The organism is Pseudomonas sp. S11P7 (assembly GCF_023195435.1).
In the GTDB taxonomy this organism is placed as follows: Bacteria; Pseudomonadota; Gammaproteobacteria; order Pseudomonadales; family Pseudomonadaceae; genus Aquipseudomonas; species Aquipseudomonas fluorescens_G.
Window position 1 is genome coordinate 952,501 of record NZ_JALPKS020000002.1, and the last position, 20,796, is coordinate 973,296.

Here is a 20,796-nt window from a genome sequence, read left to right on the forward strand (position 1 = left end):
AACCGGGCGATCTATCCATGGGCAGGTTGAAGGTTAGGTAACACTGACTGGAGGACCGAACCGACTACCGTTGAAAAGTTAGCGGATGACCTGTGGATCGGAGTGAAAGGCTAATCAAGCTCGGAGATAGCTGGTTCTCCTCGAAAGCTATTTAGGTAGCGCCTCATGTATCACTGTAGGGGGTAGAGCACTGTTTCGGCTAGGGGGTCATCCCGACTTACCAAACCGATGCAAACTCCGAATACCTACAAGTGCCGAGCATGGGAGACACACGGCGGGTGCTAACGTCCGTCGTGAAAAGGGAAACAACCCAGACCGTCAGCTAAGGTCCCAAAGTTATGGTTAAGTGGGAAACGATGTGGGAAGGCTTAGACAGCTAGGAGGTTGGCTTAGAAGCAGCCACCCTTTAAAGAAAGCGTAATAGCTCACTAGTCGAGTCGGCCTGCGCGGAAGATGTAACGGGGCTCAAACCATACACCGAAGCTACGGGTATCATCTTCGGATGATGCGGTAGAGGAGCGTTCTGTAAGCCTGTGAAGGTGAGTTGAGAAGCTTGCTGGAGGTATCAGAAGTGCGAATGCTGACATGAGTAACGACAATGGGTGTGAAAAACACCCACGCCGAAAGACCAAGGTTTCCTGCGCAACGTTAATCGACGCAGGGTTAGTCGGTCCCTAAGGCGAGGCTGAAAAGCGTAGTCGATGGAAAACAGGTTAATATTCCTGTACTTCTGGTTATTGCGATGGAGGGACGGAGAAGGCTAGGCCAGCTTGGCGTTGGTTGTCCAAGTTTAAGGTGGTAGGCTGAGATCTTAGGTAAATCCGGGATCTTAAGGCCGAGAGCTGATGACGAGTTACCCTTTGGGTGACGAAGTGGTTGATGCCATGCTTCCAAGAAAAGCTTCTAAGCTTCAGGTAACCAGGAACCGTACCCCAAACCGACACAGGTGGTTGGGTAGAGAATACCAAGGCGCTTGAGAGAACTCGGGTGAAGGAACTAGGCAAAATGGCACCGTAACTTCGGGAGAAGGTGCGCCGGTGAGGGTGAAGGACTTGCTCCGTAAGCTCATGCCGGTCGAAGATACCAGGCCGCTGCGACTGTTTATTAAAAACACAGCACTCTGCAAACACGAAAGTGGACGTATAGGGTGTGACGCCTGCCCGGTGCCGGAAGGTTAATTGATGGGGTTAGCTAACGCGAAGCTCTTGATCGAAGCCCCGGTAAACGGCGGCCGTAACTATAACGGTCCTAAGGTAGCGAAATTCCTTGTCGGGTAAGTTCCGACCTGCACGAATGGCGTAACGATGGCGGCGCTGTCTCCACCCGAGACTCAGTGAAATTGAAATCGCTGTGAAGATGCAGTGTATCCGCGGCTAGACGGAAAGACCCCGTGAACCTTTACTATAGCTTTGCACTGGACTTTGAACTTGCTTGTGTAGGATAGGTGGGAGGCTTTGAAGCGTGGACGCCAGTTCGCGTGGAGCCATCCTTGAAATACCACCCTGGCAACTTTGAGGTTCTAACTCAGGTCCGTTATCCGGATCGAGGACAGTGTATGGTGGGTAGTTTGACTGGGGCGGTCTCCTCCTAAAGAGTAACGGAGGAGTACGAAGGTGCGCTCAGACCGGTCGGAAATCGGTCGTAGAGTATAAAGGCAAAAGCGCGCTTGACTGCGAGACAGACACGTCGAGCAGGTACGAAAGTAGGTCTTAGTGATCCGGTGGTTCTGTATGGAAGGGCCATCGCTCAACGGATAAAAGGTACTCCGGGGATAACAGGCTGATACCGCCCAAGAGTTCATATCGACGGCGGTGTTTGGCACCTCGATGTCGGCTCATCACATCCTGGGGCTGAAGCCGGTCCCAAGGGTATGGCTGTTCGCCATTTAAAGTGGTACGCGAGCTGGGTTTAGAACGTCGTGAGACAGTTCGGTCCCTATCTGCCGTGGACGTTTGAGATTTGAGAGGGGCTGCTCCTAGTACGAGAGGACCGGAGTGGACGAACCTCTGGTGTTCCGGTTGTCACGCCAGTGGCATTGCCGGGTAGCTATGTTCGGGAAAGATAACCGCTGAAAGCATCTAAGCGGGAAACTTGCCTCAAGATGAGATCTCACTGGAACCTTGAGTTCCCTGAAGGGCCGTCGAAGACTACGACGTTGATAGGTTGGGTGTGTAAGCGCTGTGAGGCGTTGAGCTAACCAATACTAATTGCCCGTGAGGCTTGACCATATAACACCCAAGCAATTTGCTGACCTGAAAAGGCACCAGATTGCGGTGTGTGAAGACGAAACGAACCGAAAGTTCGAAGTTCACAAACACCGTGGCTGTCACATACCCAATTTGCTGAAGCGAGGCCATCTGGTCACGACTCAGTACCCGAATTTCTTGACGACCATAGAGCGTTGGAACCACCTGATCCCATCCCGAACTCAGCAGTGAAACGATGCATCGCCGATGGTAGTGTGGGGTTTCCCCATGTGAGAGTAGGTCATCGTCAAGATTAAATTCCGAAACCCCAATTGCGAAAGCAGTTGGGGTTTTGTTTTGCCTGCGAGAAAGTTCGATACGTCGTCCAAGCCGACGAATCGACATGGCGTACCTTACGATCCGGTGCCTTAATGTCTCTCTTTCGGGGCGGGGGATGAGCATGCGACGTCGCGGAGCCAACTATTGGTTATGGGTCAACAGCCGTTTACCGATGCACAGCCATGACGAGACACTGAGTGACGGCTTACAGATCGAGGTTCAAGCTCGCGTAGGTCTGAGTGGCGATACGCAAGTATTCATTGGCGTCTATACGAAAGAGGGGCGAGAGGTCAGTGAAGAATTTCACGACCGTGGCAAAGACATTCCCTGCGAAGTCGCGCTGAAATGGGCAAGCGAGCGTGCCCGGGAGATCGTTATCGATCAACAGGAGTTCACCGCCCCGCATCGCACCCAGACCACTCTGAGCACAGTGGTGACTGACCCCACGGTGGTGGCCATCCGGCGTATGGAAATGAGCGAATACGAGCGCCTTAAACTCAAGGCGTCCGACGCGTGGTCAGAATATCTGGATGCCAAGAACGCCATGCTCAATCTGATGCGCCTCACGCGCGTCGACCCAGGCATCTGGGCCGAGAGCAAGGCGCGCCTACAGCAGGCGATCGACCGTCGCGTGTGCATCCAGCGCGCCTATCTGCGCTGAATACCGTTAAAGCAATTGCGAGCGGCGCAGCGCATCAATGGTGTCGATCAAATCGTCATAGGCCACAGGCTTGCCGAGGTGCTGATCAAAACCTGCTTCGCGAGATTTCTGCATATCGCTCTGCGTGCCATAACCGGTGAGGGCAATGGCTGGCACGTTTTTCACTAGCGGCAATTTGCGTAACGCGCTCATCAGTTCGTAGCCGCTCATGACCGGCATGCCCAGATCGGAAATGATCAGATCGAAGCGCGTGCTTTCAGCTGCTTTCAGTGCGGCGACCGGATGATCGAATGCAGTAACGTCCGCGTCTTCCATTTCCAGCAACATCTTCAGCGTGTCGAGCACTTCCGGCGAATCATCCACCAACAGAATGCTCAGACCATCCAGTTTGCCAGACGCCACTTCGATTTCCTGGGGCGTGGCTTCTTCCACGACATCAATAGCCAGAGGCAGGCATACGGTAAACGTGCAACCGGCGCCCAGCCCCGGCGACGTCACCAGCACCGAGCCGTGTTGTGCTTCAGTCAATTGCCTCACCAGTGACAGACCAATTCCCAGGCCTTCACGCTGATGATTGGTGTATTGTTTCTCGGCCTGTCCGAACAGATCGAACACATGTTCCAGATTTTCCGCAGCGATGCCGACGCCGTTGTCCTTGATGTCCAGGCGGGCCATTTGCGCGCTGCGACTGGCGATCAATTCGATTCGCCCGGTCGGTGGGGTGAATTTCAGCGCGTTGTTCACCAGGTTCCAGATGATCTGCTCTACCCGTGTCGGATCGGCATGGATCACCAGCGGCTCGTCGGGCAACCGCAAATCGACTCGCGTTGCATGCTGTTCATTCAGCACCACCGTATGGATGTCACGCAGTACGGCGCTGAGGTGAACCCGCGTCAGTTGCAGTTTGAGCTTGCCGGTGCGCACTCGCGCAACGTCGAGCAGGTCATCGATGATCCGCGCCTGGCTGTTGACCGCATCGCAGATCGTATTGACCGCTTTGGTCGCCGGCCCTGCGGTACGAATGACCGGCAGGCGCCGTAACAGCTCGGCGTTGAGCTGTATCAGATTCAGCGGGTGTTTGAGTTCATGGGACATGACCGCAAAGAACTCATCGCGCAGGGACACGGTGTTGCGCGTCTGCGCCAGTTCCTGACTCTGCTCGTCTTGCGCACGTTTGTGACCGGTCAGGTCGCGGGCGATCTTCACGTAGCCTTGCAGATAATCGCCGCTGAGCAGGGTGACTTCGCCACTGCAGAAGAAGCGGCTGCCATCCTTGCGCTGGTGCCAGCGTTCGTCCTCGGCGCGGCCGTGGGTACGGGCAGTCGCCAGTTCGTTCTCGGCCATGCCGGCAGCACGATCTTCGGCAGTAAAGATGAAATCGTAGAACGCACCCTCGGCCTCGGCCTTGCTGTAACCGAAGATCAGCTCGGCGCCTTTGTTCCAGCTGGTGATCGCGCCTTGTTCGTCGAGAATGATGATCGCGTAATCGCGGGTGCTCTCGGCCACCAGGCGCATGCGTTCTTCACCCAGGCGCAATTCCTCTTCGGCGGCGCGGCGTTTGGTGATGTCGATGAAGGTCAGCACCGTACCGTCGATATGATCTTCGCTGGAGCGATACGGCAGTAACCGGGCGATGTACCAGCGATTATCGGTGCTGTTCACTTCACGTTCGATCATGTTCAGCGACTCGAACACCTGCGCGGCGTCCTCGGCGAGGTCGGCATAATTCAAGCGATGGGTAATGTCGAGCAGCGAGCGTCCGGTGTCGACCGGCAACATGCTGAAAATATCGGTGGCGCGCGGGGTGAACCATTTGATGCGCATGCTGCGATCGACAAACACCGTGGCGATGTCGGTCGAGGCGATCAGGTTGGTGAGGTAGTCGTTGATCTTGTCGGTTTCTTCGACTTTGGTTTTCAGCTCGTAGTTGACCGTCAACAGCTCTTCGTTGATCGACTGCAACTCTTCCTTGCTGGTTTCAAGTTCTTCGGTGGCCGAGCGCAGCTCCTCGTTGATCGCCTGCATCTCTTCGTTGGAGGCTTTCAGTTCTTCGCTGGAGACTTCCGACTGTTCGATGGTGTCCTGCAGGTGCAGCTTGGTGCGTTGCAGTTCGCGCTCAAGGTTTGACAGCACCTGGCTCTCGGTCTGCAACATGGTGGTCGTCGCGTCTTCGGCGGGGTCGATTTCCGTTTCCTCGAAAATCACCAGCACGCATTCGCTGTCCGACTCGTCGTCTTTGTACGGTTGGGCGATCAGATCAATGCGGAACTGCCGCTCTTCGCGCTTGAGGATCACTTCCCGCGAGCGCACGGTCAGGTTGCTTTGCTGCACCTGGAACAGCGTGGTGCGAATCTCCAGGCGCAGCTCCGGCAGGATCAGCGTCAGCAGGTTGCGCGACAGTTCGCCGCCGACATGCCGCAGAAAACGCCCGGCGCTTTCGCTCATGTGCAGGATATCGGCGTTGCTGTCGACAATGATGCTCGGCGGCGCCGAACGCTCGATCGCACGTCGATGAATGTCGGCGAACGACAACTTGGGTTGTTCGCTGGTCTTCACTTCAGGACGTGTAACGCTGCTGCGCATATAACCGCCGCGCGGCATGGTCGGCGTGCGACGGCTGCTCGGCGTGCCGGTCTTGGCGCGGAAAATGCGGTTGCGCTTATCCACCGGGGTGAACAATTCGTGGCAGGCATCGGCGCTTTCCGAAGTGCCGAGAAACAGGAAGCCTCCCGGTCGCAAGGCAAAGTGAAACATCTGCAGGATCTCGCGCTGCACTTCGCGATCCAGATAGATCAGCAAATTGCGGCAAGTGATCAGATCGATCTGCGAAAACGGCGGATCGGACAACAGGCTGTGCTTGGCGAACAGGACCTTTTCGCGGATTTCCTTGCGGATGCGGTAATGCTCATCGTCTTTGACGAAATAATGGCGCAGGCGTTGCGGCGGTACGTCGGTGACGATCGCTTGCGGATAGGTTCCGGCGCGACCGACGCTGATGGCGCGTTCGTCGATATCGGTAGCGAATACTTGCAGATTGGCCTTGCTGTTTTCGACTTGCATTTGGTCGTCAAGCAGGATGGCCAGGCTGTAGGCTTCTTCGCCAGTGGAGCAGCCGGCGGACCAGACGCGCAATTCCTCTTTTTCCGCCGAGCTGGATACCGACTGCACCAATTGCGGCAGTACTTCGCGTTCCAGCGCTTCGAAGGCTTCGCGGTCGCGGAAGAAGTTGGTGACGCCGATCAGCATGTCGCCCAGTAACGCTTTGGCTTCGTCTGCGGTGTTTTGCAGGTAATCGTAATAGGCGCTGAGGTCGGACTGGCCGGTGACTTGCATGCGCCGCTCGATGCGGCGCAGCACGGTGGCGCGCTTGTAATGCTTGAAATCGTGGCCAGTACTGGCGCGCAGATAGATCAGAATGTCGTGCAGACGCTGTTCGGCAATTGCCGCTTCCTGTTCGCTGGACGGCGATTGCACTTTGATGTCGGGGTCATTGGCGCTGGGCAGGGTGATGTTCTGCGAATTGCTCCACAACTCCATCAGTTTTTGCGGCATCTCCACCACGGGCAGCACCAGGTCGACCATGCGCGTTTCGATCGCGGCACGCGGCATGCCGTCATATTCGGCGTCCTCCGGCACTTGCGCGAGGGTGACGCCGCCCTGTTCCTTGATCCGCGACAAACCCACTGCGCCATCGGAGCCTGTGCCTGACAACACCACGCAAAACGCCCGCTCGCGATGCACATCGGCGAGATCGCGGAAGAACAGGTCGATTGCCGAATGTCGGGTGGATTGTGTGGCGGCGGCGCTCACGCGCAAATAACCATCGTTCAGCGACAGCGATTGCGCGGGTGAAATCACGTACACGCAGTTTTTCTCGATCGGCACCGGTTGCGTCACCTGCAGGACCGGCATCCGCGTCGATTCCTGAATGATCTTGTCAGCGACGCTCTGATGATCCGGCGATAAATGCAGGATGATCACGAAGGCCATGCCAGTGTCTTGCGGCATGTGCTCGAAAAACAGCTTGATCGCTTGCAGGCCGCCAGCGGACGCGCCGATGCCGACCACCGGGAAGTCCAGGTGGCTGGGGCTAAGGCCTCGGCGCTCGGGAGCAGAGGGCGAGGAGGGTGATTTCGAGGTCATGACTTCGGCCTTGAGAAGGCGACGGGATGGGGTCGCGGTGGATCAAAAAACGCATGGGTAACTGCGCAGGATAATCCTGTTTCCGACTTTTTTCCTGCCGCTGTTCGAATGGCGTGCTGGTTGTTTTGTGTTGACCTCGCTCTTGACCTAAACGCACCAACAATCTTCAAGAGATTCGAGGGAGCGGCCGATAACCCGTTCGGTGACAGCAACGTCGCGCGAAATCGCTTGATAGCATTTGGCCGGCAGCTATCATCTGCGCGCCTGAAATTGCCCTCTCTTCATTTGCCTGGAAATCGTCGATGTCGTCGTATCACCAAAAAAGCTTTCTGATCGTCGATGATTTTTCGGATTTCCGCAGTTCCGTGCGTTCGATGCTGCGTGAACTGGGCGTCAAGGATGTCGATACCGCCGACACGGGTGAACAGGCGCTGAAGATGTGCTCGCAGAAATCCTACGATTTCATCCTGCAGGATTTCCATCTCGGCGACGGCAAGAAAAACGGCCAGCAAGTGCTCGAAGACCTGATGTCGGAAAAGCTCATCAGTCACGAAGCGGTGTTCGTCATGGTCACCGCCGAGACCAGTCAGGCGATGGTGCTCAGTGCGCTGGAACACGAGCCCGATGCGTACCTGACCAAGCCATTCAACCGCTCCGGCCTGGCCCAGCGCCTGGAGCGTCTGGAGCAGCGCAAGACCCTGCTCAAACCGATTCTGCAAGCCCTCGACCGCGGTAAACCGGTCGAAGTGCTCAACGCCTGCATCGCCTTGTGCAAGCAGGACATCCGCTATTCGCCGCTGTGCCTGCGCTATCGCGCCGATGCGCTGCGCGACATGAATCAGAACGAAGCGCTGGAACGCCTTTATGACGGCATCATCGCCGACCGCCCGTTGCCGTGGGCGTTTGCCGGTCTGGGCAAGCTGCTGTTCAAGCGTGGCCAGGTGACGCAGGCCAAAGAAGTCTATGAAAAAGCCTTGAAGGTTTTCCCGATGATGCCGGCGCTGTATGACGGCATGGCCGATGTGCTGGTGGCCGAGGGCGACAGCAAGGGCGCGCAGCGGGTGCTGGAAGAAGCGATTCGCCTGTCGCCGTTGGCGGTGCGTCGTCAGGCCTTGCTGGGCAAACTGGCGATGGCCAACGAGGATTTCGAGACTGCCTCGCGCGCCTATCGTCAGGCCGTGTCGCAGGGCGCGCAGTCGCGCTTCAAGGACCCGGAAAGCAACCTCGGCCTGGCGCATGCGCTGATCAGCAAGGGCAGCGATCGTGGCCTCGATACGCGCACACGGCTGGAGATCAACACCACGCTTAGCGCGGTCGCCAAAGAAAACCCGAGTGACCCCGGTCTGCAGATTCGTGCGCGGCTGATGAAAGCCACCAGTCTGCTGCTCAACGACGCCGAGACCGCTGACAAGCTCACCGAACAAGCGCTGATGCGCCTCGATGGCATGGAGCAGTTCATGAGCCCGGAAGCGGCATTGCTGGTGGCCAAGCAGTTGCAGATGCTCGGTCAGGCCGAAGCGGGCACCTCGATGCTCAAGAGCTGTGCGGAGATCTACGGTGATGACCCGGCGGTGATGAAAGACATCGCCAAACTCACCGATGACCCGACCATTCTCAGCTCCAGCAACGCCGCTGCCGACCTCAACCGCCAAGGCGTGCGGGTGTACAAGACCGGCAACCTGGTGGAAGCCCGCGAGGTGTTCCGCAAGGCGTTGAAGATGCAACCGAAGAACCTCAGCATCGCGTTGAACCTGGCCCAGTCGCTGTTGCACGGCACCGACACCAGTGTGCCATCGGCGGAGCTGGAAGAATGTCGGGCCTGCCTGAAAATGGTCGGCCTGATGCCCGACACCGACGCGCGCTTTGCGCGTTATCAGAAGCTGAAAAGCAAGGCGTTTGGCGAATGAACCACGATGAGCAGGCGCTGGATTTTTCCACGGTGATCGCCTCCACCGTCCACGACATGAAAAACTCCCTGGCCATGCTCATGCAGGCGCACAGCCAATGGCTGGCGCGTCTGCCGCCAGCGCAGCGCGAGGGCGCGGAGCAGGGCGTGATCGACTTCGAGTTCGCCCACCTCAACGGCATGCTTGTGCAGTTGCTCGGGCTGTACAAGCTCGGCGTCAATCAGCTGCCGCTGCAACCGGCCTATCACGAACTCGACGATTTCATCGAGGCGCAACTGGCCGCGCATCAAGAGGTGTTCGCCAGCCGCGGCATCATCGCCACCTATGAAGTCGATCCGCTGAGCCCGCTGGGTTTCTTCGATCGCGAGCTCATCGCTTCGGTGCTGAGCAACTGCATCAACAACGCCATTCGTTATGCGCGCGAGTCGTTGCTGATCACCGTCAGTGACGAGGCCGGGCAACTGGTCCTGAGCATCAACGACGACGGCGCCGGTTATCCGCGCGAGATGCTCGAGCGTCAGGCCGATTACGTGCAGGGCATCAATCACAGCAGCGGCAGTACCGGGCTCGGCCTGTACTTTGCCAATCGCATCGCGGCGCTGCATCAGCGCAACGGTGTGGAAGGGCGCACGGAAATCAGCAATGGCGGGCCGCTCGGCGGCGGTGTGTTCAGCCTGTATCTGCCGTAACTAATGGTTTTTGTTTGACGCTGCTTGATATTCCGAACAGCCGGAGCCTATTTTGTACGGGTCGCCGTTCGCGGCTCGCACAATAACAAGGATTGCGTCATGACAACCGATGGCCAGCGCTCACTCGCACAGCGACTGACGGGCATTGATGAGATTGAATGTGTAACGCCGGATCTCAACGGCGTGCCGCGCGGCAAAGTGATGACCGCCGAGGGTTTCCTCGAAGGGCGACGTCTACAGTTGGCGCGGGGTGTGCTGCTGCAATGCATCATGGGCGGTTATCCGCCGGCGCGGTTTTACGGCAGCGATGACGGCGACCTGGCCCTTGTCGCCGAACCGACCCAGATCCATCGCCTGCCCTGGAGTGACGAGCCGCGCGCCCTGGCGATTTGCGACGCCGACGAGCTGAGCGGTGAGAGCTCGCCGCTGTCGACCCGCGGTCTGCTCAAGCGTGTCATCGCTCGGTACGCCGCGCGCGGATTGGCGCCGGTGGTGGCTACCGAGCTGGAGTTTTTTGTTTTCGCGCCCAACCCTGATCCCACCCAAGCATTTCGCCCGCCCGTCGGCCTCGACGGTCGTCGCGAGGACGGCCAGTCGGCGTTCAGCGTCAGTTCCAATAACGGTTTGCGGCCGTTCTTCAGTGAAGTCTATAAATGCATGGCCGCGCTGGGCTTGCCGCGCGACACCTTCATGCACGAGATGGGCGTCAGCCAGTTCGAGATCAATCTGCTGCACGGCGATCCATTGCTGCTGGCCGACCAGACGTTCCTGTTCAAGCATCTGCTCAAAGAGGTCGCGCTCAAGCACGGCCTGACCGTGGTGTGCATGGCCAAGCCGCTGGCGCACACGCCGGGCAGTTCGATGCACATTCACCAGAGCGTGGTCGAGATCGGCAGCGGCAGGAATGTCTTCAATGACGCGAGCGGAGAGGCGACCGCGATGTTCCGCCATTTCATCGGCGGCCAGCAGGCAGCCATGGCGGATTTCACCGCGCTGTTTGCGCCCAACGTGAATTCCTATCAGCGCCTCTGCCATCCGTATGCGTCGCCGAACAATGCCTGCTGGTCCCACGATAACCGTGCGGCCGGGCTGCGCATTCCGGCCAGTTCGCCGGTCGCTCGTCGGGTCGAAAACCGCTTGCCGGGCGCCGATGCGAATCCGTATCTGGCACTGGCCGCCAGTCTGGCCGCGGGTTTGCATGGCATCGAGCAGGAGCTTGAGCCCAGCGCGGCGATCCAGGGCGAGTTTGTCGTGCCGGACAATCTTGCGTTGCCGTGTACCTTGCATGCCGCTCTGGAACGTCTGAAGCGTAGCCACTTGGCCAGGGAACTGTTCGGACCCGAGTTCATCGAAGGCTACATCGCTTCGAAGACCATGGAGTTGACCAGCTTCTTCGATGAAATCACCCCCTGGGAACGGCGTGTTCTAGCAGCCCAGGCCTGACGTACTGTCGCCATCGGGCTAGCGCTTGGTTAGCCCGTAATCTACTGCAAGGAGCCGCTCGGAACGCCGATGCGCCAAATCTGGAAATCCTTTCGAGCGCTGTATTTCGCCTCGCTGATGATGTTGATCGGCTCGGGCCTTCTCTCTACCTATCTGGCCTTGCGGCTGGCGGCGGATAACGTCGACGGCCTGTGGGTCGGTGCGCTGATGGCGGCCAACTATTTCGGTCTGGTACTGGGCGGCAAGATCGGTCACCGCCTGATCGCCCGGGTCGGGCACATTCGCGCGTATTCAGCGTGTGCCGGGATCGTCGGTGCGGCAGTGCTGGGCCATGGTCTGGTCGATTGGCTGCCGGCGTGGCTGGTGCTGCGGACGATCGTCGGCCTCGGCATGATGTGCCAGTACATGGTGATCGAGAGCTGGCTCAACGAGCAGGCGGACGCCAATCAGCGCGGTCTGGTGTTCAGCGGTTACATGATCGCTTCGTATCTGGGCCTGGTGCTCGGCCAGTTGATTCTGGTCATGCACCCGGGCCTCGGCCTGGAGCTGCTGATGCTGGTCGCGCTGTGCTTCGCACTGTGTCTGGTGCCGGTGGCGCTGACCCGGCGGATTCACCCGGCCCCGCTGCATCCGGCGCCGATGGAGCCGCGGTTCTTTATCAAGCGGGTGCCGCAATCGTTGAGCACGGTGCTCGGCGCCGGTTTGATCATCGGTTCGTTCTACGGTCTGGCGCCGCTGTATGCTTCGCAGCAAGGGCTGTCGACCGAGCAGGTCGGTTTGTTCATGGGTAGCTGCATCTTTGCCGGTTTGCTGGTGCAGTGGCCGCTGGGCTGGTTGTCTGATCGCTATGATCGGGCGTTGCTGATTCGCTGCTTCGCCGGGTTTCTGGCAGTGGCGGCTTTACCGTTGGCGGTGTTGCCGCAGGTGCCGCTGGAAGTGCTGTTTGTGGTGGGCTTCCTGTGTTCGCTGGTGCAGTTCTGTCTGTATCCGTTGGCCGTGGCGTTTTCCAACGACCACGTCGAGGGCGATCGACGGGTGTCGCTGACGGCGATGCTGCTGGTGACCTACGGCGTGGGCGCGAGCATCGGGCCGCTGCTGGCCGGCGTGCTGATGAAGTTTCTTGGCAGCCAGAGTCTATATGCGTTTTTCAGCTTCTTTGCGCTGGTGCTGGTGTGGCGGATTCGGCCGAAAGCCGTGACCAATCTGCATCAGGTTGATGACGCGCCGCTGCATCACGTCGCGATGCCGGACAGCATGTCGAGTTCGCCACTGGTGGCAGCGCTCGACCCGCGCGTCGATGAGCAGGTGGTGCAGGAGCAGATGGTCCAGGATCCGGCGCCGTCCAGTCCAGAGCCGGAACCTGAGCCAGCCGAGCCGCCACAAGCCGAAGTTGAAGATGCAATGCACAACAGCGCTGATGACAAGCCAGCACCGGATATCAGTGGTGCCAGGCCTTGAAGCGAACATGAACACTTGCGCATGAAAAAGGGCAGTCCTGTGAGGGACTGCCCTTTTTTGTGGGTCGCTACGACTCAGAGATCGTCTTTATCAAAGCGCCGCGCTTCACGCTGAAGCTGATAAACGAAGCGCTCAACGTTGCGCGCGGCCGGTCCGCTGATGTTGTGAAAACGCAGGCCGGCGAAGGTGATGTTGAGTTTTTCTTCGAAGTGCAGATAGCGCAGTTCGACGGCGATTGGCTGGTTGCCGAACAGCGGCGGGGCGATCAGGCGGTCGTAGACCTGGCCCAGTTGCAGGCGGTCGGTGATGTCGCCTTCGAAACGAAACTTGCAACCCGTCGCGGAAATATCCAGCAACTTGCCATGGATCGGCGACTTGAGTTTTTCGCCACCCAGTTCAACGCTGACCAGGTCGGTCAGTTTAAGTGCGGCGCGGAAGGCGTTGCGGCGCTGGTGGTAAACCACTTCGGTCGGCAGCTCGCCGGTGTAGAAGCGGTCGCCGTTGGATTCTTCGATGTTCAGTGTGCCGTTGCATTCCCAGGCAATGCGTACGCCGTCATGAAAACCCTCGACTTTGAACGGCTCGCCGGCGAGCAGGAAGCGTTCGCCATCGCGCGGGATCATTTCGTCCAGAGCGATCGAGGCGCTGTCGCGGTCGACTTTGATCAGGTAGCTTTGAAAACGCTGGCTGCGCTCGTGGAAGGTGATGATCAGCGGATCGTGGCTGTCCTGCAGCTGGCGCAGGTTGCTGGAGATTTCCAGTGGCGTGGTGAGCACCTTAGGGGGCTGCGGAGCATCATCCGCGCTGAGGGCGTTGGACACGGTTTATCAATCTCCAGACAAAATATGACGACTAGCCAGCATTTTGCCAGCATGTTCCGCGGGTTGATAGAGCTGGCGCATCAACGGCTCATGCCTGGCTGAGCGGACGCGGTTTGGCGGGCTTGGCAAAAGTGCCGCTGGCGTCGTACAACGCTGGCGGTTCGCCCCCGGTGAGGATTTTCAGCTGATTGGCCGTGGTGGCCTGCTGAATGCGGATCGACTGGCCATTCTTGACGTTGGCTGCCTGGCATTGGGCAATCAGGTCGGTCAGGGCGTCGCCCTGGCGCAACAACTGCTCGCCAATGCTCGATTGCGCGGCCAGCTGTTGCAGGCCGTTGCGATCGGTCGACAGATTGAGGCTGGCGAGAATTTCGCTGCGCTTGCGGCCATGCTGTTCCAGCAGAATGATCAATGCTTGCTTGCGCGCCAGAATTTCTTCCAGCAGCGGCATGTCGCGACCGTGCAACGCGAGGGATTCGGTTTGCAGCAACTCCAGCAGTTCTTGCGCTGGAGCAAAGTCGTCGTTGATCAGTTGCAGTAAATTAGTGTCGTGCATGGCTGGCCTTGGGGTTTAAGCGTCCAAAAGCCTGGCGCCGGCAAAAGCCTAGCGCTGGGCTTCGAAGTTGAGCAGTTTGCTGGCTACACGGTTGCTGTCGACTTTATAGCTGCCATCGGCAATCGCGGCTTTCAACTCAGCCACACGGGCTTTGTCGACAGCAGGCTGATCGCGCAGCTTGTCAGTGACCTTCTGCAACTGTTGAGCCTCATTGCTGAGGTGTACCGACTCCCCGCTTTTGGCGGCATTGGCCTGCTCGGCCTGGGTATTCAGCGGCGCGGAAGGGCTGTTTTCAGCGCTTTCCTTGGCGTTGCTGGTACGTGTGCTGCCTGTCAGTGACGAGGAACTGTTCAAACGGCTGAAATCGATGACCATGATAAAAAACCTCTGGGAATTTGGACGCTTGCCATGTTTTCGGCTATCCCATGAAAAACTTTAGGCACATTTTTCCAATGCGCCGGGCTGCATCGCGGCATGTCCTGCTGCGACACAGTTTAGGGAAGCCGGGAGGTCCGCGCCAGTTTTCTCACAGGGCGTTCACATGGCCACTTCCACTTGTCCCGGCGCGGTGACCTGCGCCTTGATCACCCGTTGTGAGTTGAGGTTTTTTACCCGGATCTGTTCTTTCAGGCCGCCGTTGGCCAGGGCTTCGCCCGGCATGCGTACGGCCAGTGTCCCGCTGCGTGCAGTGATGACCACTTGATCACCCTTGCGAATGACTTCCGCCTGTTCCAGATGGACCTGGGTGATGACCTGATCGGCGACCGTTGGTCGGGTCAATTTCTGTCCGATCGCTTCGTCCACCGAAGTCAGAAAGCCTTGGTTGATCTGGCTGACGTCGCGCTCGCGCAAGGTCACGTCCTGCGGCTCGATAATGCCGGCGCGCTTGAGCGCACGCGTGGTCGTCACAATCTCGCGAAACAGGCGGACTTGAGCGGGTACGAACACCGTCCAGGGCGATGTGCCCTCGCAGCGAACCTTCACCGTGACCCGGCCCAAAGGGCGTGCCGGACTTTCCAGCGTCGCTGTCAATTCCTTGTCGCACATCGGCATGCGCATGCGCGGGTCGAGCTGGTTGACTTCGATTTCATAACGGCCTTCGGTTTGACTGCTCGTCAGATAGTCTTCTACGGTGAACTCAAGAAAGCCCTGAGTGACGCCGATAAGCATGTCAGGCAAGGTAACCGCATCAGCATTGGCAGGACTGCCAAAGAACAAGCAGCAAATGGCGCACGCACTGGCAAGCGCTCTGCGAAGAGGCGCTGTCAGGTGTCGGGAAAATGTCGTTTGAATGTTCATACGGGTTAAAAAGCAAGCGCCGTGCCGTTTAGCAATGAATGTGCGTCGCAACAACACTTGGCGTTGATGTAGGAGTCTGGGCATGGCTGGTGTAATGGATTCGGTGAACCAGCGCACGCAACTGGTAGGGCAGAATCGCCTGGAGCTGTTGTTGTTCCGTCTCGACGGGCAACAGCTCTATGGCATCAACGTGTTCAAGGTACGGGAAGTGTTGCAATGCCCGTCGCTGACGTTGATGCCCAAGTCCAGTCCTGTGGTGTGCGGGGTGGCAAATATTCGCGGGGCGACAATTCCGATCCTCGATCTGGCAATGGCGACCGGTTCCGGAGCGTTGAAAGACAAGAACAGTCCGTTCGTGATCATCACGGAGTACAACACCAAGACCCAGGGTTTCCTGGTCCGCTCGGTGGAGCGCATCGTCAACATGAACTGGGAAGAGATCCATCCGCCGCCCAAGGGCACCGGTCGCGATCACTACCTGACGGCTGTGACGCGGGTGGACAATCAGTTAGTCGAAATCATCGACGTCGAAAAAGTGCTGGCGGAAGTCGCACCGACGCCGGAAGCGATTTCGGTAGGCGTGGTCGATGTCGAGACCCAGACCAAGGCGTTGTCGCTGCGGGTGTTGACGGTCGATGACTCGTCGGTGGCGCGCAAGCAGGTGACCCGTTGCCTGCAGACGATCGGTGTCGAAGTAGTGGCGCTGAACGACGGCAAGCAGGCGCTGGATTACCTGCGCAAGCTGGTCGACGAAGGCAAGAAGCCGGAAGAAGAGTTCCTGATGATGATTTCCGACATCGAGATGCCGGAAATGGACGGGTACACCCTGACGGCGGAAATCCGCGGCGACGCACGCATGCAAAAGCTCCATATCATCCTGCATACTTCGTTGTCGGGGGTATTCAATCAGGCGATGGTGAAGAAAGTCGGCGCCGACGACTTCCTGGCCAAATTCCGTCCTGATGACCTGGCATCCCGGGTAGTCGACCGGATCAAAGCAGCAGATATCAGCTAGGGACCTACTGTCCCTGGTGATCAACACGATTTAAGAGGCGGCACCATTGTCTACGGGTAATTTGGATTTCGAACAGTTCCGGGTCTTCCTGGAAAAGGCCTGTGGCATTTTGCTCGGTGAAAACAAGCAGTATCTGGTCTCCAGCCGTCTCAACAAACTGATGGAGCAGCAAGGCATCAAGTCCCTGGGTGAGCTGGTGCAGCGCATCCAGACCCAGCCGCGCAGCGGTTTGCGCGAGCAGGTGGTCGATGCCATGACGACCAACGAAACCCTGTGGTTTCGCGACACCTATCCGTTTGAAGTGTTGAAGAACAAGGTACTGCCGGAAGCGATCAAGGCCAGCCCCAACCAGCGCTTGCGTATCTGGTCGGCGGCCTGCTCGTCGGGTCAGGAACCGTACTCGCTGTCGATGTCGATCGACGAGTTCGAGCGCAGCAACCTCGGCCAGTTGAAGATGGGTGTGCAGATCGTTGCCACTGATCTGTCGGGACTGATGCTGACCAACTGCAAGACCGGCGAGTACGACAGCTTGGCCATCGGCCGCGGTTTGTCGCCGGAACGCCTGCAGCGCTACTTCGACCCGAAAGGGCCGGGTCGCTGGGTGGTCAAGGCGCCGATCAAGAGCCGGGTGGAGTTCCGCTCGTTCAACCTGCTCGACAGCTATGCCGCGCTGGGCAAGTTCGACATCGTGTTCTGCCGCAACGTGTTGATCTACTTCTCTGCCGAAGTGAAGAAAGACATCCTGTTGCGCATTCACAGCACGTTGAAGCCGGGCGGTTATCTGTTCCTCGGCGCCTCCGAAGCGCTGAACGGTTTGCCGGATCACTACCAGATGGTCCAGTGCAGCCCGGGGATCATTTACAAGGCCAAGTGATTGCTGCGGCAATACCAAAAACGGGAGCCCTCATGGGGCTCCCGTTTCTTTGTGCCTGGCACTTTTCCTACTTACATCATTTATCCCTGTGGGAGCGGGCTTGCCCGCGATGGCGCCCTGTCAGTCGATATAAATTCACCAGATATACCGTCATCGCGGGCAAGCCCGCTCCCACAGGGTTCATGTAACCAGTAAGAGGCAACCAAGCGGCAGAAAAGCGGCATCTGGCGGAAGCCGGTTGCCGCTTTTCTGGCATTGCCGCTTTGCCGATCGCCCGCAAAGCCACGGAAACCGGGAGTTTGGCAATCTGGCACGACGCTTGCTAAAGCTCAGTTACGAAAAACCGGTCACCTGAAGGTTCCCGACATGAGCATCAGCTTCGACAAAGCGCTCGGCATTCACGAAAAGGCTTTGGGCTTCCGCGCCCAGCGTGCCGAAGTGCTGGCCAACAACATCGCCAACGCCGATACCCCGAACTACAAGGCGCGGGATCTGGACTTCTCGAAAGTACTCGAAGCCCAGAGCCAGAAAAACGCCAACGGCACCATCGCCCTCAACAAGACCAACAGCCGTCACATCGAAGCTGAGGGTCTGGGCAATGGCGACGAGTCGCTGATGTATCGCACGCCGATGCAGCCTTCGATCGACCAGAACACCGTGGACGCTCAACTGGAACAGTCCAACTACGCGGAAAACGCGGTCGGCTTCCAGGCCAGCTTCACCCTGCTCAACAGCAAATTCAAAGGGCTGGTGTCAGCCCTGCGCGGAGAGTAATCCATGTCCCTGTCCAGCGTTTTCAACATTGCCGGCAGCGGCATGAGCGCCCAGACCACGCGTCTGAACACCGTGGCCTCGAACATCGCCAACGCCGAGACCGTCTCGTCGAGCATCGACCAGACCTACCGCGCCCGTCACCCGGTGTTCGCCACCATGTTCCAGGGCGGCCAGAGCGGCGGCAGCGATTCGCTGTTCCAGAACCAGGACGCGGCCGGTCAAGGCGTGCAGGTGCTCGGTGTGGTCGAAGACCAGAGCAACCTCGAAGCGCGTTACGAGCCGAATCACCCTGCGGCCGACGGCAAGGGCTACGTCTACTACCCGAACGTCAACGTGGTGGAAGAGATGGCTGACATGATTTCCGCGAGCCGTTCGTTCCAGACCAACGCCGAAATGATGAACACCGCCAAAACCATGATGCAGAAGGTGCTGACCCTCGGTCAGTAATAAGGGGCGACTGCCATGAGCGTTACCGATACCACCAGCTCCCTGAGCATGAATGACATCCTGGCGAACTCGTCGAAAAAGACCAGTTCGACCACCGATGGCATCGCTTCGGCGACCAACAGCAGCACCGGCGGACAAGCGCTGGGCAAGGATGCGTTCCTGCAGTTGCTGGTGACCCAGCTGAAAAACCAGAACCCGCTCGACCCGCAGGACAACAGCGCATTCGTTGCCCAGTTGGCGCAGTTCAGCAGCCTCGAAGGCATCACCACGCTGAACTCCACCGTGAGTGGCCTGGCCGGCAACTACAACTCGTCGCAGGCGCTGCAAGCCTCGTCGCTGGTTGGCCGTAACGTGATCGTGCAGACCAACACCGCGCAGCTCGATGACCCGAGCAAAGGCCTGACCGGTTCGGTCACCGTACCTTCGTCGATTGCCGGTGGCACCGTGACCATCACCGACAAGGACGGCAAGACCGTGCGCACCATCGATCTGGGCAGCCGCGCCGCCGGCGACGCGAGCTTCACCTGGGACGGCAAGGACACCGCAGGCACCGTGGTGCCGGTCGGGACTTACACCTTCAAGGCCAGCGCACCGATCAACGGCGCGGCGACGGACCTGGCGACTTACCTGCCAGCGACCGTCAACAGCGTGACGATCAGCCAGACCGGCGGCGAGCTGATGCTCAACCTCGCTGGCAAGGGCACCGTCGCCCTGTCCAAAGTTCAAACCATTGGTATATAGAGCCGACTAACCCGGCATAAAGGAGTGGAATATGTCTTTCAATATCGGCCTTAGCGGTCTCTATGCAGCCAACAAGCAACTGGACGTGACCGGCAACAACATCGCCAACGTTGCCACCGCCGGTTTCAAATCCTCGCGCGCAGAATTCGAAGACGTGTATTCGTCGACTCGTCTGGGCAGCGGCAGCAAAGTCATCGGTAACGGCGTGCGCCTGGCCAACGTTTCCCAGCAGTTCACCCAGGGTGATATCAACAACACCGGTAACGTGTTGGACATGGGCATCAACGGTTCCGGTTTCTTCACCATGAGCAACAACGGTTCGATTTCGTATACCCGTGCCGGTACCTTCAAGGTGGATAACGCCGGTTACATCACCAACACCGACTACACCTCGCGTCTGCAGGGTTATGGTGTGGATGCCAACGGCAAGATCATCAATGGCGTGTTGACCGATCTGAAGATCGATACCTCGAACCTGGCACCGAAGTCGACGTCGGCGGTGACTTCGAGCATCAACCTGAATTCGTCCGCCACTAAAATCATCGACACGGGCGCCACCCCCGTGGTGTTCGACCCGTCCAAGCCTGAGACCTATACCAAATCGTTCAGCACCCCGATCTATGACACGCAGGGCAACTCGCATGTTATGGATCAGTATGTAGTGAAGACTGGTGATAACGTCTGGAAGGTGTACACCCTGGTTGATGGCCGTAACCCGGATGCGACCGGTAGCGATCCGACCAAGACTCCACCAGTGGCTTCGACACTGACGTTCGACAGTTCCGGCAAGTTGCTTCAGGTGAGTACACCGAGTACTTTGCCGCCGCCGGCGCCAAACCCGCTCATCAGCAGCGACTTGACGTTGAGTAACTGGAAACCAGGCACCGTGACCAACGGTGTTTTTACGCCTAACGGCGCGGCAGCAAATCCGGCTGGCGTGACCATTTCGATGGCCAAGACCACCCAGTACAACGCTGATACTTCGCGCACGATCCCGACTCAGGATGGCTACGCCACCGGCCAGATCACCAACCTGACGATCGATGGCACCGGTACGCTGTTCGCCAACTTCAGCAACAATCAGAGCAAGGCGATTGGTCAGGTTGCACTGGCCAGTTTCACCAACGAACAGGGCCTGCAGGCTGTCGGTGGCACTAGCTGGAAAGAGACTTTCGCTTCGGGTATTCCAGGCTACGACGCACCGAAAACCGGTACGTTGGGTGAGGTGGTGTCCAACTCGCTGGAAGAGTCGAACGTTAACCTGACCAATGAGCTGGTTGATCTGATCAAGGGTCAGAGCAACTATCAGGCGAACGCCAAGACCATTTCGACGCAGAGCACGATTATGCAGACCATTATTCAGATGACCTGATTTATCTATTGGCTCTGCATCACTAAAAACCGACGTCCTGAGGCGTCGGTTTTTTTGTGCGCGGTAACACG

16 protein-coding genes and 2 rRNA genes (1 of these 18 only partly in view) are annotated in these 20,796 nt (G+C 58.3%); 13 read left to right on the forward strand and 5 right to left on the reverse strand.

Translation table 11 applies throughout. From position 1 onward, the window contains the following. From M0746_RS04400 to M0746_RS04410, 3 genes are all read left to right on the forward strand, one after another. Positions 1 to 2,228 (forward strand): 23S ribosomal RNA (locus M0746_RS04400); it begins 666 nt to the left of the window's first position. A gap of 155 nt (positions 2,229 to 2,383) precedes the next feature. Continuing rightward, a 5S ribosomal RNA gene (gene rrf / locus M0746_RS04405) occupies positions 2,384 to 2,499 on the forward strand. 147 nt (positions 2,500 to 2,646) lie between these two features. Continuing rightward, on the forward strand, positions 2,647 to 3,186 hold the full coding sequence (locus M0746_RS04410) for a hypothetical protein (RefSeq protein WP_258448324.1): 540 nt from the start codon (positions 2,647 to 2,649) through the stop codon (positions 3,184 to 3,186). A 6-nt stretch (positions 3,187 to 3,192) separates the two neighbouring features. On the opposite strand, the gene M0746_RS04415 is transcribed toward M0746_RS04410, so the two are convergent. Beyond that, complete coding sequence (locus tag M0746_RS04415) at positions 3,193 to 7,329, reverse strand: CheR family methyltransferase (RefSeq protein ID WP_258448325.1); 4,137 nt, start codon at positions 7,327 to 7,329, stop codon at positions 3,193 to 3,195. A 302-nt stretch (positions 7,330 to 7,631) separates the two neighbouring features. On the opposite strand from M0746_RS04415, the gene M0746_RS04420 reads away from it, so the two are divergent. The 4 genes from M0746_RS04420 (at position 7,632) to M0746_RS04435 (ending at position 12,826) form a co-directional block, all read left to right on the forward strand. Next, complete coding sequence (locus M0746_RS04420; protein ID WP_090285377.1) at positions 7,632 to 9,236, forward strand: tetratricopeptide repeat-containing response regulator; 1,605 nt, start codon at positions 7,632 to 7,634, stop codon at positions 9,234 to 9,236. After that, the gene (locus M0746_RS04425) at positions 9,233 to 9,925 is read left to right on the forward strand and encodes a sensor histidine kinase (RefSeq protein ID WP_258448326.1); all 693 of its coding nucleotides are present in this window, start codon (positions 9,233 to 9,235) and stop codon (positions 9,923 to 9,925) included. The genes M0746_RS04420 and M0746_RS04425 overlap by 4 nt, the downstream gene beginning before the upstream one ends. A 201-nt stretch (positions 9,926 to 10,126) precedes the next feature. Then, a complete protein-coding gene (locus tag M0746_RS04430; protein ID WP_258451430.1) occupies positions 10,127 to 11,368 on the forward strand; it encodes a glutamine synthetase family protein in 1,242 nt (413 codons plus the stop codon). Positions 11,369 to 11,437: 69 nt separating this feature from the next. Next, a complete protein-coding gene (locus M0746_RS04435; RefSeq protein WP_208940133.1) occupies positions 11,438 to 12,826 on the forward strand; it encodes an MFS transporter in 1,389 nt (462 codons plus the stop codon). Between the two features lie 74 nt (positions 12,827 to 12,900). On the opposite strand, the gene M0746_RS04440 is transcribed toward M0746_RS04435, so the two are convergent. The 4 genes from M0746_RS04440 to flgA form a co-directional block, all read right to left on the reverse strand. Further along, positions 12,901 to 13,647 carry a flagellar brake protein gene (locus M0746_RS04440; RefSeq protein WP_258448327.1) on the reverse strand — a complete coding sequence of 249 codons (747 nt, stop codon included), beginning with the start codon at positions 13,645 to 13,647 and terminating at the stop codon, positions 12,901 to 12,903. 88 nt (positions 13,648 to 13,735) lie between these two features. Beyond that, the gene (locus M0746_RS04445; RefSeq protein WP_208940135.1) at positions 13,736 to 14,203 is read right to left on the reverse strand and encodes a flagella synthesis protein FlgN; all 468 of its coding nucleotides are present in this window, start codon (positions 14,201 to 14,203) and stop codon (positions 13,736 to 13,738) included. 48 nt (positions 14,204 to 14,251) lie between these two features. Further along, the gene (gene flgM, locus M0746_RS04450; protein ID WP_090285364.1) at positions 14,252 to 14,578 is read right to left on the reverse strand and encodes a flagellar biosynthesis anti-sigma factor FlgM; all 327 of its coding nucleotides are present in this window, start codon (positions 14,576 to 14,578) and stop codon (positions 14,252 to 14,254) included. A gap of 162 nt (positions 14,579 to 14,740) precedes the next feature. Continuing rightward, the gene (gene flgA / locus M0746_RS04455; protein ID WP_093099239.1) at positions 14,741 to 15,502 is read right to left on the reverse strand and encodes a flagellar basal body P-ring formation chaperone FlgA; all 762 of its coding nucleotides are present in this window, start codon (positions 15,500 to 15,502) and stop codon (positions 14,741 to 14,743) included. An 82-nt stretch (positions 15,503 to 15,584) separates the two neighbouring features. On the opposite strand from flgA, the gene M0746_RS04460 reads away from it, so the two are divergent. The 6 genes from M0746_RS04460 to flgE all read left to right on the forward strand — a co-directional run bounded on the left by M0746_RS04460 (position 15,585) and on the right by flgE (position 20,725). Beyond that, positions 15,585 to 16,517 carry a chemotaxis protein CheV gene (locus M0746_RS04460; RefSeq protein WP_090285360.1) on the forward strand — a complete coding sequence of 311 codons (933 nt, stop codon included), beginning with the start codon at positions 15,585 to 15,587 and terminating at the stop codon, positions 16,515 to 16,517. A 46-nt stretch (positions 16,518 to 16,563) separates the two neighbouring features. Next, complete coding sequence (cheR, locus tag M0746_RS04465; RefSeq protein ID WP_208940136.1) at positions 16,564 to 17,391, forward strand: protein-glutamate O-methyltransferase CheR; 828 nt, start codon at positions 16,564 to 16,566, stop codon at positions 17,389 to 17,391. Positions 17,392 to 17,757: 366 nt separating this feature from the next. Further along, positions 17,758 to 18,165, forward strand: a complete 408-nt coding sequence (gene flgB / locus M0746_RS04470) for a flagellar basal body rod protein FlgB (protein WP_093099242.1) — start codon at positions 17,758 to 17,760, stop codon at positions 18,163 to 18,165. 3 nt (positions 18,166 to 18,168) lie between these two features. Next, positions 18,169 to 18,612 (forward strand): flagellar basal body rod protein FlgC, encoded by a 444-nt coding sequence (gene flgC, locus M0746_RS04475; protein ID WP_007899122.1) that lies wholly within the window; start codon positions 18,169 to 18,171, stop codon positions 18,610 to 18,612. A gap of 15 nt (positions 18,613 to 18,627) precedes the next feature. Further along, positions 18,628 to 19,353 carry a flagellar hook assembly protein FlgD gene (gene flgD / locus M0746_RS04480; RefSeq protein ID WP_258448328.1) on the forward strand — a complete coding sequence of 242 codons (726 nt, stop codon included), beginning with the start codon at positions 18,628 to 18,630 and terminating at the stop codon, positions 19,351 to 19,353. Positions 19,354 to 19,384: 31 nt separating this feature from the next. Then, the gene (gene flgE / locus M0746_RS04485; protein ID WP_258448329.1) at positions 19,385 to 20,725 is read left to right on the forward strand and encodes a flagellar hook protein FlgE; all 1,341 of its coding nucleotides are present in this window, start codon (positions 19,385 to 19,387) and stop codon (positions 20,723 to 20,725) included. Positions 20,726 to 20,796: the final 71 nt, after the last annotated feature.

Bases quoted from the DNA above. Each gene is read 5' to 3' on its own strand.
- M0746_RS04410 (WP_258448324.1), top strand. From the start codon at position 2,647: ATGCGACGTCGCGGAGCCAACTATTGGTTATGGGTCAACAGCCGTTTA.
- M0746_RS04415 (WP_258448325.1), bottom strand. From the start codon at position 7,329: ATGACCTCGAAATCACCCTCCTCGCCCTCTGCTCCCGAGCGCCGAGGC.
- M0746_RS04420 (WP_090285377.1), top strand. From the start codon at position 7,632: ATGTCGTCGTATCACCAAAAAAGCTTTCTGATCGTCGATGATTTTTCG.
- M0746_RS04425 (WP_258448326.1), top strand. From the start codon at position 9,233: ATGAACCACGATGAGCAGGCGCTGGATTTTTCCACGGTGATCGCCTCC.
- M0746_RS04430 (WP_258451430.1), top strand. From the start codon at position 10,127: ATGACCGCCGAGGGTTTCCTCGAAGGGCGACGTCTACAGTTGGCGCGG.
- M0746_RS04435 (WP_208940133.1), top strand. From the start codon at position 11,438: ATGCGCCAAATCTGGAAATCCTTTCGAGCGCTGTATTTCGCCTCGCTG.
- M0746_RS04445 (WP_208940135.1), bottom strand. From the start codon at position 14,203: ATGCACGACACTAATTTACTGCAACTGATCAACGACGACTTTGCTCCA.
- flgM (WP_090285364.1), bottom strand. From the start codon at position 14,578: ATGGTCATCGATTTCAGCCGTTTGAACAGTTCCTCGTCACTGACAGGC.
- flgA (WP_093099239.1), bottom strand. From the start codon at position 15,502: ATGAACATTCAAACGACATTTTCCCGACACCTGACAGCGCCTCTTCGC.
- M0746_RS04460 (WP_090285360.1), top strand. From the start codon at position 15,585: ATGGCTGGTGTAATGGATTCGGTGAACCAGCGCACGCAACTGGTAGGG.
- flgB (WP_093099242.1), top strand. From the start codon at position 17,758: ATGAGCATCAGCTTCGACAAAGCGCTCGGCATTCACGAAAAGGCTTTG.
- flgC (WP_007899122.1), top strand. From the start codon at position 18,169: ATGTCCCTGTCCAGCGTTTTCAACATTGCCGGCAGCGGCATGAGCGCC.
- flgD (WP_258448328.1), top strand. From the start codon at position 18,628: ATGAGCGTTACCGATACCACCAGCTCCCTGAGCATGAATGACATCCTG.
- flgE (WP_258448329.1), top strand. From the start codon at position 19,385: ATGTCTTTCAATATCGGCCTTAGCGGTCTCTATGCAGCCAACAAGCAA.